Source organism: Agrobacterium sp. NPDC058088 (genome assembly GCF_042885035.1).
GTDB lineage: Bacteria > Pseudomonadota > Alphaproteobacteria > Rhizobiales > Rhizobiaceae > Agrobacterium.
Genome location: NZ_JBHVSU010000001.1, coordinates 480,684 through 497,526, shown reverse-complemented (window position 1 = coordinate 497,526; position 16,843 = coordinate 480,684). Strand labels below are relative to the sequence as shown.

At 59.9% G+C, this 16,843-nt stretch carries 14 protein-coding genes; 1 reads left to right on the top strand and 13 read right to left on the bottom strand.

The window, feature by feature from the left end; genetic code table 11:
* The first annotated feature begins 404 nt into the window (after positions 1-404).
* The gene (locus ACFVTJ_RS02385; RefSeq protein ID WP_386904319.1) at positions 405-1,709 is read left to right on the top strand and encodes an MFS transporter; all 1,305 of its coding nucleotides are present in this window, start codon (positions 405-407) and stop codon (positions 1,707-1,709) included.
* Positions 1,710-1,800: 91 nt separating this feature from the next.
* Here ACFVTJ_RS02385 and ACFVTJ_RS02380 read toward each other — a convergent pair whose 3' ends face one another.
* The 13 genes from ACFVTJ_RS02380 to mraZ form a co-directional block, all read right to left on the bottom strand.
* Complete coding sequence (locus ACFVTJ_RS02380) at positions 1,801-2,610, bottom strand: GGDEF domain-containing protein (protein WP_386904317.1); 810 nt, start codon at positions 2,608-2,610, stop codon at positions 1,801-1,803.
* A gap of 194 nt (positions 2,611-2,804) precedes the next feature.
* Positions 2,805-3,770, bottom strand: coding sequence for a UDP-N-acetylmuramate dehydrogenase (gene murB / locus ACFVTJ_RS02375; RefSeq protein WP_386904315.1), 966 nt, complete (start codon positions 3,768-3,770; stop codon positions 2,805-2,807).
* Positions 3,767-5,182 (bottom strand): UDP-N-acetylmuramate--L-alanine ligase, encoded by a 1,416-nt coding sequence (murC, locus tag ACFVTJ_RS02370; RefSeq protein WP_386904313.1) that lies wholly within the window; start codon positions 5,180-5,182, stop codon positions 3,767-3,769. Before murC ends, murB begins: the two co-directional genes overlap by 4 nt.
* Positions 5,179-6,315 (bottom strand): undecaprenyldiphospho-muramoylpentapeptide beta-N-acetylglucosaminyltransferase, encoded by a 1,137-nt coding sequence (murG, locus tag ACFVTJ_RS02365; RefSeq protein WP_386904312.1) that lies wholly within the window; start codon positions 6,313-6,315, stop codon positions 5,179-5,181. The genes murC and murG overlap by 4 nt, the downstream gene beginning before the upstream one ends.
* A gap of 6 nt (positions 6,316-6,321) precedes the next feature.
* Entirely contained in the window at positions 6,322-7,476 is a 1,155-nt protein-coding gene (ftsW, locus tag ACFVTJ_RS02360) for a putative lipid II flippase FtsW (protein WP_386904310.1), read from the bottom strand.
* A gap of 5 nt (positions 7,477-7,481) precedes the next feature.
* Positions 7,482-8,891, bottom strand: coding sequence for a UDP-N-acetylmuramoyl-L-alanine--D-glutamate ligase (gene murD / locus ACFVTJ_RS02355; protein WP_386904308.1), 1,410 nt, complete (start codon positions 8,889-8,891; stop codon positions 7,482-7,484).
* Positions 8,892-8,894: 3 nt separating this feature from the next.
* Positions 8,895-9,995 (bottom strand): phospho-N-acetylmuramoyl-pentapeptide-transferase, encoded by a 1,101-nt coding sequence (gene mraY, locus ACFVTJ_RS02350; protein WP_003494882.1) that lies wholly within the window; start codon positions 9,993-9,995, stop codon positions 8,895-8,897.
* Between the two features lie 23 nt (positions 9,996-10,018).
* Positions 10,019-11,452 (bottom strand): UDP-N-acetylmuramoylalanyl-D-glutamyl-2,6-diaminopimelate--D-alanyl-D-alanine ligase, encoded by a 1,434-nt coding sequence (locus ACFVTJ_RS02345; protein WP_386904306.1) that lies wholly within the window; start codon positions 11,450-11,452, stop codon positions 10,019-10,021.
* A complete protein-coding gene (locus ACFVTJ_RS02340; RefSeq protein WP_386904304.1) occupies positions 11,449-12,918 on the bottom strand; it encodes a UDP-N-acetylmuramoyl-L-alanyl-D-glutamate--2,6-diaminopimelate ligase in 1,470 nt (489 codons plus the stop codon). The genes ACFVTJ_RS02345 and ACFVTJ_RS02340 overlap by 4 nt, the downstream gene beginning before the upstream one ends.
* 57 nt (positions 12,919-12,975) lie before the next feature.
* Positions 12,976-14,718 (bottom strand): peptidoglycan D,D-transpeptidase FtsI family protein, encoded by a 1,743-nt coding sequence (locus tag ACFVTJ_RS02335; protein ID WP_386904303.1) that lies wholly within the window; start codon positions 14,716-14,718, stop codon positions 12,976-12,978.
* Entirely contained in the window at positions 14,718-15,278 is a 561-nt protein-coding gene (locus ACFVTJ_RS02330; RefSeq protein WP_386904301.1) for a hypothetical protein, read from the bottom strand. Before ACFVTJ_RS02330 ends, ACFVTJ_RS02335 begins: the two co-directional genes overlap by 1 nt.
* A 1-nt stretch (position 15,279) precedes the next feature.
* On the bottom strand, positions 15,280-16,305 hold the full coding sequence (rsmH, locus tag ACFVTJ_RS02325; RefSeq protein ID WP_386904299.1) for a 16S rRNA (cytosine(1402)-N(4))-methyltransferase RsmH: 1,026 nt from the start codon (positions 16,303-16,305) through the stop codon (positions 15,280-15,282).
* A 14-nt stretch (positions 16,306-16,319) separates the two neighbouring features.
* Complete coding sequence (mraZ, locus tag ACFVTJ_RS02320) at positions 16,320-16,760, bottom strand: division/cell wall cluster transcriptional repressor MraZ (protein ID WP_386904298.1); 441 nt, start codon at positions 16,758-16,760, stop codon at positions 16,320-16,322.
* Between the last annotated feature and the right edge of the window lie 83 nt (positions 16,761-16,843).

The following is a 16,843-nucleotide window of genomic DNA, read 5'->3' as shown; positions in this document are numbered from 1 at the left end:
GCGTCCAACGTGCTGAGTTTCGTTAAAGAATCAGCACTGATCCGGATTCCCTCCTTGGAATCAGAGAGTTGCGCGGATTGCAACATGCAGGTTTTCAATGATCGGAAATAAAACCGCCCTGGTAGGCTCGCCGCTTCGCGAAGAAGGCAAGGTCGAAACGTTAACAGACGGGCTTATTCCCCAGGCAAAATTATCTGGTGTTTCAGCATTTTAAATCCGCGGCCTGAATCAGTCTCTCAATCGCCGGACAGCGGGCGGCGGCCTGCCGCAAGGCCCGACATGTTCAACAATCACATTATTTGCATTATTTCTTTTTTTGCATTCCATAAGAACAAAAATTGCGTTAACGCAGACACTGCCTTTTAAAGGCATGACATTCCAATCCTGCGAAATGGAACCAAACCATGACTGACGCGGTATCACGGGTATCGTCGACAGCTGGCAATTCGAACGTTGTAAAGACAAATTCGCCTGCACGAGTTCTCACTGCCAGCCTGGTCGGCACGACCATCGAGTTTTTCGATTTTTATGTTTACGCCACGGCCGCAGTGCTCGTGTTTCCGGCCTTGTTCTTCCCGAACAACGACCCGATGACGGCGCTTCTGGCGTCCTTCGCCACCTTCTCCATCGCCTTTTTCGCCCGCCCGCTCGGCGCGGTGGTCTTCGGCCACTATGGTGACCGCGTTGGCCGCAAGACCACGCTTGTCGCAGCGCTGCTGACCATGGGCGTCTCGACTGTCGTGATCGGCCTGCTGCCATCCTATGAAACAGCGGGTGTTCTGGCACCGCTGTTGCTGGCGCTTTGCCGCTTCGGCCAGGGCTTCGGCCTTGGTGGTGAATGGGGCGGCGCCGTCCTGCTCGCGACGGAGAACGCCCCTCCCGGCAAACGCAGCTGGTACGGCATGTTCCCGCAGCTCGGCGCACCTGTCGGCCTGTTCCTCTCGTCAGGCGTGTTCTGGATTCTGCTGCACTTCATGTCGCAGGAATCGCTCCTGAGCTGGGGCTGGCGCATTCCCTTCGTCGCTTCGATCATCCTGATCGCCGTCGGCATGTGGGTTCGCCTGTCCATCACCGAAACGCCCGACTTCCAGAAAGCCATCGAAAAGGAAGAACGTGTGGCCGTGCCGGTCGCGGAACTGTTCCGCAACCACAAGCGCAGCCTCGTGCTCGGCACCTTCGTGGCGCTTGCCACCTTCGTGCTTTTCTATATCGGCACCGCCTATCTGCTCTCCTACAACGTCAAGGTCCTGAAAATTCCGTTCCTCGACGCGCTGGAAGTGCAGATCCTCGGCTCCGTCGTTTTCGGTATCTTCATCCCGATCGCCGGCAAGCTTGCCGAGAAATTCGGCCGTCGTGAAATCCTGATCATCACGACTGTGCTGATCGGCCTGTTTTCCTTCCTTCTGCCCAGCCTGATGACCGGCGGCGAAGGCTCGATCTTCGTCTTCGCGGCTCTGGCCATGATGCTTATGGGCATGACCTACGGCCTGATCGGAACGGCGCTTGCCGCCCCCTTCCCGACCCGCGTCCGCTACACCGGCTCCTCCATCACTTTCAACATGGCAGGCATCTTTGGCGCCTCGCTGGCGCCTTACATCGCCACATGGCTGCAGGTGAACTACGGCATGGGCTATGTCGGTTATTACCTCTGCGTCTCCGCCATCATCACGCTGGCCTGCATTCTTCTGTCCCGCAAGGACGAAGTCTGAACCCGGACCAGCGATCAAAGAAGCCCGCGAAACCTTAGTTTCGCGGGCTTTTTATTATCTGCCTTGATCTTTATCTGACTTGCTTCAACCTTCACGCAACAGCCTGACGCCGCTCGACATGTCCGGTCATGCAGACGCGGTTGCGCCCGCCTCCCTTCGCCCGATAAAGCGCGAGATCGGCATCGTGCATGACCTTGTCGAAGATTTCGGCCTCACCGCGGAAAGCCACCCCGATGGAAATCGTGACCGGGATCTGCAGATCCTGATATTGCACGGGCGTGGTAGCGATTGCCGCGCGAACCTTCTCGCACCTCTGCATAAATGCCAGCCGACCGGTTTCCTGCACGACCACAAATTCCTCGCCGCCCAGGCGGGCGACATGCGCCTCAGTATCGAAATGCTCCCTTATCGTGCTGGCGACGCTTGAAATGACGAGATCGCCGACGAGATGGCTGTAGGTGTCGTTGACGGATTTGAAGTGATCAATGTCCAGAAAGGCAACGCAATAGTCACTGCCAAGTTCGGCGCTGGCTGCATAAAGGCCAAGCCGGTTGCTCAAACCGGTCAATGCGTCGGTATGGCTCAGATGGAGAAAGCGTTCGTGCGACTGCGCAAGAAGCTGAACTTCCTTTGCATTCAGCCAACTGACGAGGAACGTCACCGTAAAGGCGACAGCGCTCCCTAGCGTTAGGCTCAAAAATAGACCATTGGCTAAATCCGTCACGAACCCGAGTTTTGCTAAGAGAGACAGGCCCCCCGTGCACATCAGGACCACGATGATCGTCACAAGGCATGCGATACGAATGGAGAATTCCAGTGGCTCAAGGCGTCGGCGGCCTTGCGGCGCCGCTACCGAAAAACTAATCATTTTGATCTGTTTTTTCCAAAGACCCAACATCATATTCAAAAGTGCCTAAGTCACCGATGCGCCAATATTCCCAAATAAAAAGTATTTAATATCGCGGGTCGATATTTAGTCTCGCCCGCCGAAGTGTTTCGCCCCCACAGTATAGCAAAAAATATTGATCGACCGTTACGATAAACGAAACGGCCGATCAATATTGGTATCTTTCTAACTGCAGCGATGGCCTCGTATCAGGCCCCGAGGAAAGGCTCAACTTCGCGGCCCGGCATGAACAACCCAAGGCGCTTAATTTCCCATTCCAGCCGGATACCCGATTTCTCGAACACGCGCTTGCGAATGGTCTCGCCCAGATATTCCAGATCATAACCGGTCGCGTGGCCGGTATTGATCATGAAGTTGCAATGCAGCGACGACATTTGCGCGCCGCCGATGACGAGACCACGGCCACCCGCTTCGTCAATCAGTTCCCAAGCGGAGTGACCTTCGGGATTCTTGAAGGTGGAACCACCCGTCTGTTCGCGGATCGGCTGCACGGTTTCGCGGTGGTGACGCACGGCATCCATCTCGGCGCGGATCTTCGCCTTGTCTTCCGGGTACCCCTCAAACAGCGCGCCCGTGAAGATCAGGCTCGCATCGGCGCCGGAATGGCGATAGCTGTACTCCATCTCCTCATTGGAGATGACATGCTGGTTGCCCTGACGGTCGACCGCATAAACCTCAACGACACGTTCGCGCGTCTCGCCGCCGTTGGCGCCCGCGTTCATGCGCAGTGCACCGCCGATGGAGCCGGGAATGCCGTAATAGAAATGGAAGCCGCCAATGCCATTATCCATGGCCATGGCCGCAATATGCTTGTCCGGGCAGATCGCGCCAGCCTTGATACGGTTTTCGCCCGCAAGCTCAACCTGGCCGAAGCCCTTTGCGGACAGACGCACGACAACGCCCGGAATACCGCCGTCACGCACGAGCAGGTTCGAGCCGACGCCCACTACGGTTAGCGGCACATCTTCCGGCAGAATTTTAAGGAAGGCGATCAGATCATCCGTATCGTGCGGCTGGAACATCACTTCCGCAAGACCGCCGGCTCTGAACCACGTCACGCGGTCCATAGGCGCATCCGGTGTCAGACGTCCCCGCAATTCCTTTACCCCGTCGCCGAGCCTCCCCAGCAATTTAACCCCATCGACCTGTCTCATTCAGACTTTCCTGATATGCTCTTCAATTCCGAAGGCAGCGCCGCTGCCCATTGCGTGATATTTCCAGCCCCCAAGAGAACCACGAAATCACCCGGGTTCGCAATGGCTGCAACCTGCGACGCAAGGTCTTCCCGCTTTTCCAGAAAACGGGCGTCGCGGTGACCGGCAGCCTTGATGGCTGAAACCAGCGCTTCGGAGCTTGCGCCTTCGATCGGATCTTCGCCCGCGGCATAAACCGGAGCAAGAAGAATCGTATCGGCATCGTTGAAACAATGCGCAAAATCATCAAACAGGCTGGAAAGACGGCTGTAGCGATGCGGCTGATGCACGGCAATGATGCGGCCCTTGCAGGCCTCGCGCGCAGCCGCCAGCACGGCCTTGATCTCGACGGGATGATGGCCGTAATCGTCGAAGACCTGCACGCCATTGGCTTCGCCCGTCAGCGTGAAGCGCCGCTTGACGCCGCCGAAGGAGGCAAGGCCCTTCTTGATGTCGGCTTCCGAAATGCCGAGACGATTGGCAACAGCGATTGCTGCCGTCGCGTTCGACACATTGTGGCGGCCGGGCATCGGCAGGACGAGATCCTTGAAGGAGAATATCTTGCCGGTGCGGCGACGGCGGATTTCCACGTCGAAGACCGACCGCGTACCATCGATACGCACATTCGAAAAACGTACGTCGGCCTGGGGGTTTTCACCGTAGGTGATGACCTTGCGGTCCTCGATCCGGCCAACCAATGCCTGCACTTCAGGATGGTCAAGACACATGACGCCAAAGCCATAGAACGGCACATTTTCCACGAACTGGCGGAATGCGGCGCGCACGGCATCGAAATTCCCGTAGTGATCCAGATGCTCGGGATCGATATTGGTGATGACGGCCACATCGGCTGGCAGCTTCAGGAAGGTGCCGTCGGATTCATCGGCCTCGACCACCATCCACTCGCCCTCACCCATGCGGGCATTGGTGCCATAGGCATTGATGATGCCGCCATTGATGACGGTCGGGTCGAGATTACCGGCTTCCAGCAGCGTCGCGACCATGGAGGTGGTCGTGGTCTTACCGTGGGTGCCGCCAATGGCGATGGCGTTACGGAAGCGCATCAGCTCCGCCAGCATTTCGGCACGGCGAACGATCGGCAGGTGCTTTTCCCGCGCAGCGATGAGTTCCGGATTGTTCTTCTTTATGGCGGTGGAAACGACCACGACTTCGGCATCGCCGATATTGTCAGCCGTATGGCCCACAAAAACCTCGATGCCCTTGTCACGCAGGCGCTGCACATTGGCGCTGTCTGCCTGGTCGGACCCCTGCACGCGGTGGCCGAGATTATGAAGCACTTCGGCAATGCCGCTCATGCCGATCCCGCCTATGCCGATGAAATGCACAAGGCCTATGGCTTTCGGCATCTTCATGCCCCAACTCCTTCATTTTTTTTCTTGAATTCCTGTACGGACTGGCCGGAGGCAATCGCCTCTACCAGATCGGCCAGCACATCCGCCGCGTGCGGTTTACCAGTTGCCTTGGCCGCCGCCGCGGTTGCGGAAAGTCGATCCGGCTCCGCGAGCGCCGACGTCAGCAGGCCGGAAAGCTTCTGCGGTGACAGTTCCGCCTGCTTGATGACGCTTGCCCCGCCCGCAGCCGAAAGCGCCGCGGCATTGGCCGCCTGATCGTGATCGAGGGCATGGGGATAAGGCACGAGGATCGACGGACGGCCGATCACCGAAAGCTCAGATACCGTCGAAGCGCCCGAGCGGCTGATGACCAGATCGGCCTCACCGATGCGCGAGGCCATGTCGCCGAAGAAGGGCGAAACGTCAGCCTTCACACCAAGCTTCTGGTAGGAGGCGATGACGCTGTCCTTGTCTTCCGGCCGGGCCTGCTGGGTCACGACGATACGCTTGCGCTGCTCATCCTTCATCAGGCAGATCGCGGCCGGAACGGCGCTGGAAAAGAACTGCGCACCCTGGCTGCCGCCGAAAACAACGAGCTGGAAGGTGTCGCCCGTCTGAGAGGGCGTATAGGGAATTTCAGATGCCGCCAGCACCGCCGGACGCACCGGATTGCCGGTCGCCACCGTCTTGTCTGAATATTGACCGTTGGCGGGCGGCAGGAAACCGCCTGCAATCGCCTTCACGCGGGCAGCCAGCGCCTTGTTGGCGCGGCCCATCACCGCATTCTGCTCGTGAATGATCGACGGTACTCCGAGGCCGGTCGAAGCCAGAAGCGGCGGCACGGTGGGATAACCACCAAAACCGACGACCGCGACCGGCTTCAGTTTCGTTACCAGCCGGCGTGCGGCGCGCAGGCCTACCCACAGCTTCCAGAGCGAACGCGCTACGGAAATCGGATTTTTTGAGCCGATCGTCGCCGATGGCACTACATGAATCTCATCCGCCGGGAACTTGCCCGCATAACGCTCGGCGCGGCTGTCGGTGACGAGATGCACCTGATAACCGCGTGCCTTCAGCGTATGCGCGAGCGCTTCTGCCGGAAACACATGGCCGCCGGTTCCACCGGCGGCGAGAAGAACAATACCCTTGCTCATGATCGTTTACTCCGCGGGAACGCCGGAACCGACGCGGAAGAAACTCCGCTCCTGCGCCCGCTTTTCGGGTCTGTGACGTGTCAGCGCCAGAAGGAAACCGGCAGTCACGCATATCGCCATCATCGACGAACCGCCATAGGAAATCAGCGGCAAAGTCATGCCCTTGGCGGGCATCAGCTCCAGATTGACGCCGATATTGATCATCGACTGCATGCCAATTTGAAGGACCAGACCGGCCACGGCAAAACGGCAGAAATCGTCCTTCTCCTTGATGGCGTGCGACAGGCCGCGCAGCACGATGAAGGCGAAGATCGCGACAAGGAACATGCAGAAAACAATGCCGAATTCTTCCGCCGCCACCGAGAAGATGAAGTCGGTATGGCTATCGGGAATGATGCGCTTGACGATACCTTCGCCCGGCCCGCGACCAAACCAGTCGCCGCGAATGATCGCCTCGCGTGCGGTATCAACCTGGAACGTGTCGCCCTCACCCGTCCAGAAACGGTCGATACGGCCCGCGACGTGCGGCAACATCAAATAGGCGGTCACAATACCGCCGACGCCAAGGCCGCCGAGCATGATGATCCAGAACCACGGCACGCCGGCCATGAAGAACATGCCGCCCCAGACCACTGAAGTCAGGATCGTCTGGCCGAAGTCCGGCTGGGCGATCAGGAGTGCGGCGACGATACCGAAAGTGATGATGGCGAAGAGATTGCCCGGAATCTCGGGATGGCGCGCCCGCTCGGCAAAAAGCCATGCGCAAACGATGACGAAAGCCGGCTTCATGAATTCCGATGGCTGGATCGAGAAGCTGCCGATGGAAATCCAGCGCCGCGCTCCTTTCACCTCGATGCCGAAGAACAGTGCAAAGATCATCGTCAGCAGCGAGGCGATCAGCATGATGACCGCCACGCGGCGCACCTGGCGCGGCGACAGGAACGAAAGGCCAACCATGATCGCCAGCGACGGCACCATGAACATCGCCTGACGCTCGACGAAAAAGAAGCTGTTGAGGCCGATACGCTCGGCAACCGCGGGTGACGCCGCGAAGGACAGCATCAGACCGATACCCATCAGCGCGATGAACGCTGCCAGAAAGAAACGGTCAATGGTCCAGAACCATTCCGCGACCGGACCGCGATCAACTCGGCTTACCATGGCCTTCAGTCCCCTTTTCCAGAGTGAACGAGCATCGTCATGCCATCGAGCGCCGCAACCTCTGCGACGAACGAATCACCTCTGACTTCAAAGTTCTTATATTGATCGAAGCTTGCGCAAGCCGGGGATAACATCACGACATTGCCGGCCGTCGCATCTTTTTCCGCATCCGCCGCCGCGTGCTGTACGGCTTTATCAAGCGTGCCGGATATTTCGTAAGGCACGGCTTCGCCGAGCGTTGCGGCAAATTCCGCGGCCGCCTCGCCAATCAGATAGGCCTTTGCGATGCGCGGGAAGAGCGGCGAAAGGCTGGCGATGCCGCCCGCCTTCGGCAGGCCGCCAGCAATCCAGTAGATGCGATCGAAACTCGAAAGTGCAGGCGCCGCCGCATCGGCATTGGTGGCCTTGCTGTCATTGACGAAGGTCACGTTGCCACGCCGGCCAACCGGCTGCATGCGGTGCTTGAGGCCGGGGAAAGAGTTGAGACCGGCGCGAACCTCATCTTCGGAAACCCCGACTGCAAGGCAGGCCGCAATTGCCGCCGAGGCATTCTGCGCATTGTGACTGCCGCGTAGTGTCTGGATACCGTCGAGATCGACCAGCAGCGAGGACTTGCCACCATGAGCACGCAAGATGCGGCTGCCTTCCGCATAAAGACCTTCGGAAACGACATTGCGCTTGGAAATGCGCTCGACCTTCACACCAGCGCGCTCGATCCGGTCGGCAATCAGCGTCGAATAGCTGTCGTCGACACCGACGATGGCCGTGCCGCTGCCCGCGACCAACCGTTCCTTGACGTCGGCATAGTGCTGCATCGTACCGTGCCGGTCGAGATGATCGGGAGTGAGATTGAGAAGAATGCCAGCAGTCGGATTGATCGTGGGTGCCAGGTCAATCTGGTAGGACGAGCACTCGACAACGTAGAAACGTTGCGCCTTCGGGGGATCGAGGCTCAGTACCGCCGTGCCGATATTACCGCCAAGCTGCGTATCGCGGCCGGCCGATTTCAGAATATGCGCGATCAGCGCCGTGGTGGTCGACTTGCCGTTGGTCCCGGTAATCGCGATGAAAGGGCAATCCGGCGCATGAGCGCGACGCTCACGGACGAATAGCTCGATATCACCGATGATTTCAACGCCGGCGGCTTTCGCCAGATCGACCGACCAGTGCGGCTTCGGATGAGTGAGCGGCACGCCCGGTGCCAGCACGAAGGAGGAGAAACTCGACCAGTCTATCGTTCGAAGGTCCGCCGTCTTGATGCCCTCGGCCTCAGCCTTCGCGACACTGTCGGGATTGTCGTCGAAAGCAACGACATCCGCCCCGCCAGCCACCAGCGCCCGGGCCGTGACGAGACCCGAACCGCCAAGCCCGAAAAGCGCGACCTTCTTACCTTTGAACGACGTGACCGGGATCATCGCTCACCTCAGCTTCAGGGTGGCGAGGCCGAGCAGCGCGAGGCCTACGGAAATGATCCAGAAACGGATGACCACCTGGCTTTCCGTCCAGCCCTTTTTCTCGAAATGGTGATGGATCGGCGCCATCAGGAAGACGCGCCTGCCGGTGCGCTTGAACCAGAAGACCTGGATGATGACCGACAGGGTTTCCATGACGAAGAGACCGCCGACGATGACCATGACGATCTCGTGCTTGGTGGCGACTGCGATGGAGCCGATCAGGCCGCCAAGCGCGAGCGACCCCGTATCGCCCATGAAGATGGCCGCGGGCGGTGCATTAAACCACAGGAAGCCGAGGCCCGCGCCGATGACCGCGCCAACGATAACGGCAAGTTCGCCCGTGCCGGGCACGAAATTGATCTGCAGGTAATTGGCGAAAACCGCGTTACCCGCGAGATAGGCAATCACACCGAAAGTGGCGGCCGCGATCATGACCGGCACGATGGCAAGACCATCGAGACCATCGGTCAGGTTTACCGCATTCCCCGCGCCGACGATGACGAAAGCGCCGAACAGCACGAAGAAATAACCGAGATTGATCACGAATTCCTTGAAGAAGGGAAAGGCAATGGAGCTGCCGAGCGTGCCGCCATGCGGCGCGGAAGCGAGCGCCATCTTCATCATGAAGAACACGGCAATCGCCGCGATCAGGAATTCGATGCCGAGACGTGCCTTGCCGGAAAAGCCCTTGTCGCTCTGTTTCGTGACCTTGAGATAATCGTCGTAGAAGCCGATGGCTCCGAAACCAAGCGTCACCATCAGAACGGCGACGACATAGACATTCGACAGGTCACCCCAGAGCAGCGAACCGCCGAGGATACCGGCAAGGATCATCAAGCCGCCCATGGTTGGGGTGCCGGCCTTCTTGAAATGCGTCTGCGGCCCATCGGCGCGGATCGGCTGGCCCTTGCCCTGGCGCACGCGCAGCGAGTTGATGATGGCCGGCCCAAACAGGAAGACGATCAACGCAGAGGTGAACATCGCAGCACCCGCCCGGAAGGTGATGTACCGGAAGAGGTTGAAGACTTGAACTTTATCCGACAGTTCGACGAGCCAGATCAGCATAATTGCCCTTTCAAAAGGCTATTTCAGACTTGGCGTTCCGTCTCGGGGAATGCCGGATACTTGTCAAGCAGCGCGGCGACAATCTTGCCGAAACCGAGGCCAAGTGACGATTTTACCATCAGCGCGTCTCCCGGTTGCACCCATTGCAGGGCAAAATCGGTGAGTTCCGCCGTCGTCGGGAACCATATGACGGTCACGCTGTCAGGCAGCGCGTCACGCAGCGCCGCCATCGCCTCGCCCGCCAGCCACACATGTTCGATACCCGCCGCAAGCAAAGGTCCAGCCAGTTCCTCGTGCAACTGTGCCGAAAATTCGCCCATCTCCAGCATGTCGCCGAGAACGGCGACACGCCGGCCGTGCCCCTGCGTCGGCGTTTCCGCCAGCACGGCAATCGAGGCCCGCATGGAGGCCGGATTGGCGTTGTAGCTTTCATCGATCAGCAGGAAGGAGCCACCGTTGATCTGAAGATGGTGACGCTGGCCACGCCCCTTTACCGCCTCAAGCGATCCAAGCACCTCGAAGGCGCGGTCGAGATTGGCGCCCGTGATCGCCACAGCGCCAAGCACCGCCATTGCATTGTCGGCAATGTGCCGGCCCGGAATATTGAGATGCAGTTCGCTGGTTTCGCCATTGAGGATCGCCCAGATCGTCGAGCCGGTCGTTGTGCTCTCAAAATCGGCCAGGCGGAAATCCGCCTTGGCGTGCTGGCCGAAGGTGAGGATATGCTCGATACCCTGCTCCTGCGCCGCCTCTTCAAGCTGCTCGAACTGGGCGTTGTCGCGGTTGAGGATGACCGAACCACCGTCTTCCACGCCTTCGAAAATCTCCGCCTTGGCGGCGGCGATCTCTTCGATATTGTTGAAATTGCCGAGATGGGCAGGTGCAATCGTCGTGATGATCGCCACATGTGGGCGGACCATCTTCACCAGTGGCCGGATTTCGCCGGAATGGTTCATGCCGATTTCGAACACGCCGAATTCCGTGTCCGCAGGCATGCGCGCCAGCGTCAGTGGCACGCCCCAATGGTTGTTGAAGGACGCCACCGCCGCATGCACCCGGCCCGAAGGCACGAGCGCCTGCCGCAGCATTTCCTTGGTCGTGGTCTTGCCGACCGAGCCCGTCACCGCGATGATGCGCGCCGATGTTCTTTCACGCGCCGCGATGGCGAGCTTGCCGAGTGCGGCAAGTACGTCTTCCACCACAATCATGGGCACCGTCAGACGGCCGAGCGCGGGCAATTTGGCTTCGGCCACCACCAGAAGACCAGCCCCATTGGCAACGGCAAAGCTGGTATAGTCATGGCCGTCCACCCGATCACCCTTGATCGCGAAAAAGGCCTCGCCCTGCTTGACCGTCCGGCTGTCGATGGAAATGCCGGTGATTCCTGTCGGCAGGTTGCCCACCGGGCGTCCTGCGGTGATGGCGATCATATCGGCGACTGTCCATAACCAGCTCAAATCTTCGATCCTTCCAGCCCTGCCAGTGCAGCGCGCACCTGTTCATGATCGGAAAACGGCAGCGTGACCGAACCGACGATTTGCCCCTCTTCATGCCCCTTGCCCGCGACGATCAGCGTATCGCCGTGCGAGAGCATCGATACCGCATGGCGGATCGCCTCCGCCCTGTCGCCGATTTCCAGAGCGCCTGGTGCGGCGGCCATGACCTCCGAGCGTATCGTCGCCGCGTCTTCAGATCGCGGATTATCATCCGTGACGATGACGATATCGGAAAGACGCGTCGCGACCTCGCCCATGATCGGGCGCTTGCCCTTGTCGCGATCGCCGCCGCAGCCAAAGACAGTGATGATGCGGCCGGAGGTGAAGGGCCGCACCGAAGTCAGCACGTTCTCGAGCGCGTCAGGCTTGTGGGCATAATCCACATAGGCAAGCGCGCCGTTCCCTGTCTGGCCGACAAGTTCCAGACGGCCGGCGGCGCCAACCAGCTTTTCGAGCGCCTTAAGCGCCGTTGCGGCGGGAACACCCGTCGACATGGCAAGACCGGCGGCAACAAGCGCATTGGCCACCTGGAAATCACCCGCCAGCGGGACATCGACTTCGTGGATGACGCCGTCATGATGCACTTCGATCATCTGCTTGTGGCGGAAATGCTCGACGCGCTTCAAAGTGAGATATTGGCCGTTCCGTCCAACGGTGCGGACATCGAGACCCGCTTCGCGCGCCGCGCGGATCGCCTTGTCCGACCAGGGGTCGTCGGCAAAGATCACGGCAGGAGCGCCTTTTTCCATCAGCGTATCGAAAAGCCGCATCTTCGCGGCCATGTAATCCTCGACGGTTGGATGGTAATCCATATGGTCGCGGCCAAGATTGGTGAAACCGGCGGCAGAAAGATGCACGCCATCGAGGCGGCGCTGGTCGAGACCGTGGCTGGAAGCTTCCATCGCGGCGTGGGTGACGCCCTCGCTCGCAAGCTCGGCCAGAAGCGCATGCAGCGTGATCGGATCGGGCGTCGTCAGCGCGCCATAATCCTCGCGACCGGGAGCAATGACGCCGGTTGTGCCGATCTGGGCCGCTGCATGACCGGCGAAAGCCCAAATCTGCCGCACGAAGGAAGCAACGGAGGTCTTTCCGGCGGTACCGGTAACGGCAACCATGGTTTCCGGTTGTTTTCCGTAAAAGCGGGAGGCGGCAAGGGAGAGATAAAGGCGTGGGTCGGTGACGACTAGAACCGGCACGTCGGCTTCCACCGCGTGCCCGGAAACAACGGCGACAGCGCCCTTGGCAACCGCGTCCTTCACATAGGTCGCACCATCAGCCTTGGTGCCAGAAACCGCAACGAACAGGCTACCCGGCGCAGCCTTGCGGCTGTCTGCGGTGATCCCCCCGATTTCGATCGCCCCGATCTCAGACAGGAGCAATTCTTTCAATTCCGGAAACGCATTTCCGGATATATCTCGCAAATTCATCGACTGTTTCCGTCTTGTCCCCCCGGCACGAATCGCCGGAACATCATAAGCTAACAATCAATAAGACACGAGCAAGGCCGAGCCATCCTTGCCGAACTTCGGCTTCACCCCCAAGACCGCCGCCGTGCGCGTAATGATGTCGTGCACCATCGGTGCCGCAGACGTGCCGGCGAGTGCCGCGCCATTGCCCTTGTCCGTCTTCGGTTCGTCGATGAAGGACAGCACCACATATTGCGGGTCGTCCATCGGGAAAGCCGACAGGAAGGCATTGAAGTTCTTGTCGTGCACGTAGCGGCCGTTGACGACCTTGTCGGCCGTGCCGGTCTTGCCACCGACGTTGAAACCATCGACGCGTGCATTTCGGCCGGAACCATTGACGCCGTTCCACTCGAAGAGGAAACGCATATCCTTGCTGGCAGCGGGCTTCAGCACCTGCTTTGCCACCTGATCCGCCTGTTCGCGGGTGCGCGGCAGGAAGGTCGGTTCGATGAGTTTGCCGCCATTGACGAGTGCAGCACCGGCGACCGCCGTCTGCAGCGGTGTGGTGGAAACGCCGTGACCGAAGGAGATGGTGATGGAGTTGATCTTCTTCCACTCGCGCGGCTGCGACGGCAGCGCCACTTCAGGCAGTTCGGTCTGCATGCGGGTAAGAAGGCCAAGCCGCGTCAGGAATTCCTTGTGCCCTTCCGTTCCAACAGTGTCGGCGATCTTGGCCGTACCGATGTTTGACGAATACTGGAAGATTTCCGGCACCGAGAGCATGCGCCCCTTGCCGTGGAAGTCCTTGATGGTGAAGCCGCCGATGCGGATCGGGTAACGCGCGTCGAACATATCGCCGAGACGCACGCGGCCTGAATCGAGGCCCATGGCAATGGTGAAGGATTTGAAGGTGGAGCCCATTTCGAACGTGCCGTTCGACATGCGGTTGAGCCAGCCTTCTTTCGCGCCTTCGGCCGGGTTGTTCGGATCGTAATCCGGCACCGAGGCCATGGCCAGCACTTCGCCGGTATGCACATCCAGAACCACGGCACCGGCGCCGATCGCCTGGAACTTGGTGATGGCCGAGGTCACGACTTCACGCACGATGGACTGCACGCGCAGGTCGATGGAAAGCTTTACAGGTTCCAGCGGCTGGTCACTGGTCATGCCGAGCGCCGTCAGATCGGCAAGACCCTGGCTGTCGACGTAACGCTCCATGCCGGCAACGCCGCGGTTGTCGATATTGACGTGACCGACCACATGCGCTGCGGTCGGCCCGCCCGGATAAAAGCGGCGCTTCTCTGGTCTAAAGCCGATGCCGGGAATGCCGAGCGCCAGAATTTGGCTCTGCTGCTTCGGTGTCAACTGACGGCGCAGCCATTGGAAACGCGAATTGGAAGTGAGCTTCTGATAGGTGCTGCGCTGGTCGAGATCCGGCAGGACGGTGCGCAGCTTTTCGATGGCCTCATCGATATCGACGATACGATGCGGCTCGGCAAACAGCGACACGGTGCGGATATCGGTCGCAAGCACTTCGCCATTGCGGTCAAGCAGATCGGGTCTCGACGCCATCAGGCGGTCGGCGGGCGCAATGCTCGACACCGTTTCCTGTTCCGCCATGCCATATTGCACGAGACGGCCACCGACGACGCCATAAAAGGCAATGAAACCGAAAATGAGAAGCCCGACGCGGCTTTTCGCCTGGGCGGCGCGTTTCTTGCGGGCGCCCTCAAAAGCCGCATGATCCGTATAGACACCGGTGGTGCTGGCGGAAAAATGAGCCTTGCTCTTCAGAACCATGGCGCGGGAGAGAAAAGACATCAGCGGTTCACCGATCCTGTTATCGTGTCGTCCATGTCGTCGGTCTCGTCACCAACAGCGGCAGAAGCAACCGGCATGGGTGGCGCCGACGGGCGGGAAACGCGGGCGCGCGGCGTCGGAACCGGAACGCCGTTGACGGCAATCTGACCCGCCGGCGGTGATTTGGGTTTGGAAGCGCCACCCAACGTAGCACCCGGTTTGGAGCCATTGACCGCGGCTGCGATAACGTCTTCGACGCTCATGCCTTCCGGCTCGGGCGGCTGCGGCAATTGCGAACGCAACATCGGCAGCTCGCGCGGCTGCGCCAGTTGCGTTGGCAGTGTCGGCGAAAGGCCAAGCTCCGTCTGATAGGCATTGACCAAGCGATGCAGACGGTTCGGCTGCGTCAGCAGCGCCCAGTCGGCCCGCAGGAGATCGATCGTATCCTTCTCAAGCTTGATTTCGGCCTCCAGCTTGCGGACCTCCTCTAGCTTGAGATCAGCCTTGTGCTTGATCGAATAGGTCACGACCGCCGCAGCGACCATGACCCCCATCAAGATGACATCGAAAGTGCGCAGCATATCAGCCTCCCATCTTTTCAAGGCTGGCGAGATCTGGAAGCTCGAAAATCGAGAAATCCGCAGCGCGTGCCGGTGCCGTGGTGCGCAGGCCAGCGCGGAGCTTGGCCGAACGGGCCCGCGGATTAAGCTCCGCCTCCTCGTCGGTGGCGGCAATCATCGGCTTACCCATATTCTCGAAAATGGCGGGCTTGTCCTCCACCATCGGCAGATGCCGGGAACCGGCGGCCTTGCCCGAACGGTCGGAGAAGAATTTCTTGACGATTCGGTCTTCCAGCGAATGAAACGTGACGACGACCAGCCGGCCACCGGGCTTCAGAACCTGCTCGGCGGCAAACAGTGCCTGCGCCAGCTCGCCCAGTTCATCATTGACGAAAACGCGCAGCGCCTGGAACACCCGCGTTGCCGGGTGAATCTTGTCTTTCGCTTTCCGTGGCGTAACGATCTCGATCAGGCCCGCCAGATCGCGCGTGGTGCGGAAAGGCTCTTCAGCCCTCTTCTTCTCGATAGCACGGGCAATGCGACCCGGCTGCTTTTCTTCGCCGAGAAAACCGAAGATGCGAATGAGGTCGCCAACCTTGGCGCGGTTGACGACATCCGCCGCCGAAACGCCGGAAGCGGACATGCGCATGTCGAGCGGGCCGTTCTTCTGAAAGGAGAAGCCGCGCTCGGCTTCGTCGATCTGCATGGAGGACACGCCGATATCGAGAACGACGCCATCAAGCCCGCCCTCCGGCGCATGTTTTGCGAGATCGGAAAATTGCGATTGGATGAGCGAGAGCCTGCCGCCATTGGCTGCAACCATCGCCTGACCGCCGGCGATCGCCGTTGGATCGCGGTCCAGGGCGATGACATTGGCGCCCTGATCGAGAATGGCCTGGGTGTAGCCGCCCGCACCGAAAGTGCCATCCAGAATGACCTTGCCGGGGGCGGGTTCAAGCGCGCTGATGACTTCACGAAGCAGCACAGGAATATGGCGCTGAGGTCCGCCATCGGCATCAGAAGATCGTCCGCCAGAATTCGCCGCCATTGACTGTCCCCGTCCTAGGCGGGGCGAGCAGCCGAAAAACCGCGCCCCGCTCTTGCTTCCGCCTGCGCCGCCAAAAACGCATCCGGTTGCCAAAGCTGAAAATGATCCGCCCGTCCGACGAAGGTGACCTCGGTAGAGATGCCGGTGAATTCCCGCACAAAATCCGTCACCATCAATCGACCTTCCTGGTCGAGCTTCATGAAAACACCGCCGCCGTGAACCAGCAGCGACATTGCGTTTGCCTGCGGCGAGAAGGCATCCATGGACGCAATCTGCCGCTCGTAGCGCTCCAGCAGATCCGGACCGCCGACGCTGATTGCCGGAAACGCAAAATCCTGGAGACAATAAAGCTCCTGAATGCCGCGCTTCGCCAGCACCGAACGAAACGGAGACGGAATCGAGACGCGCCCCTTGGCGTCGATCCTGTTCGTCACGTTCGATAAAAAGCGGTCCATTACTCAACTCGCCAAAACCGCATGCCGCAAAGCGATTCATCCGCTCCGCAGCCGACACCGGTACGCACGACACATCGCCAAGC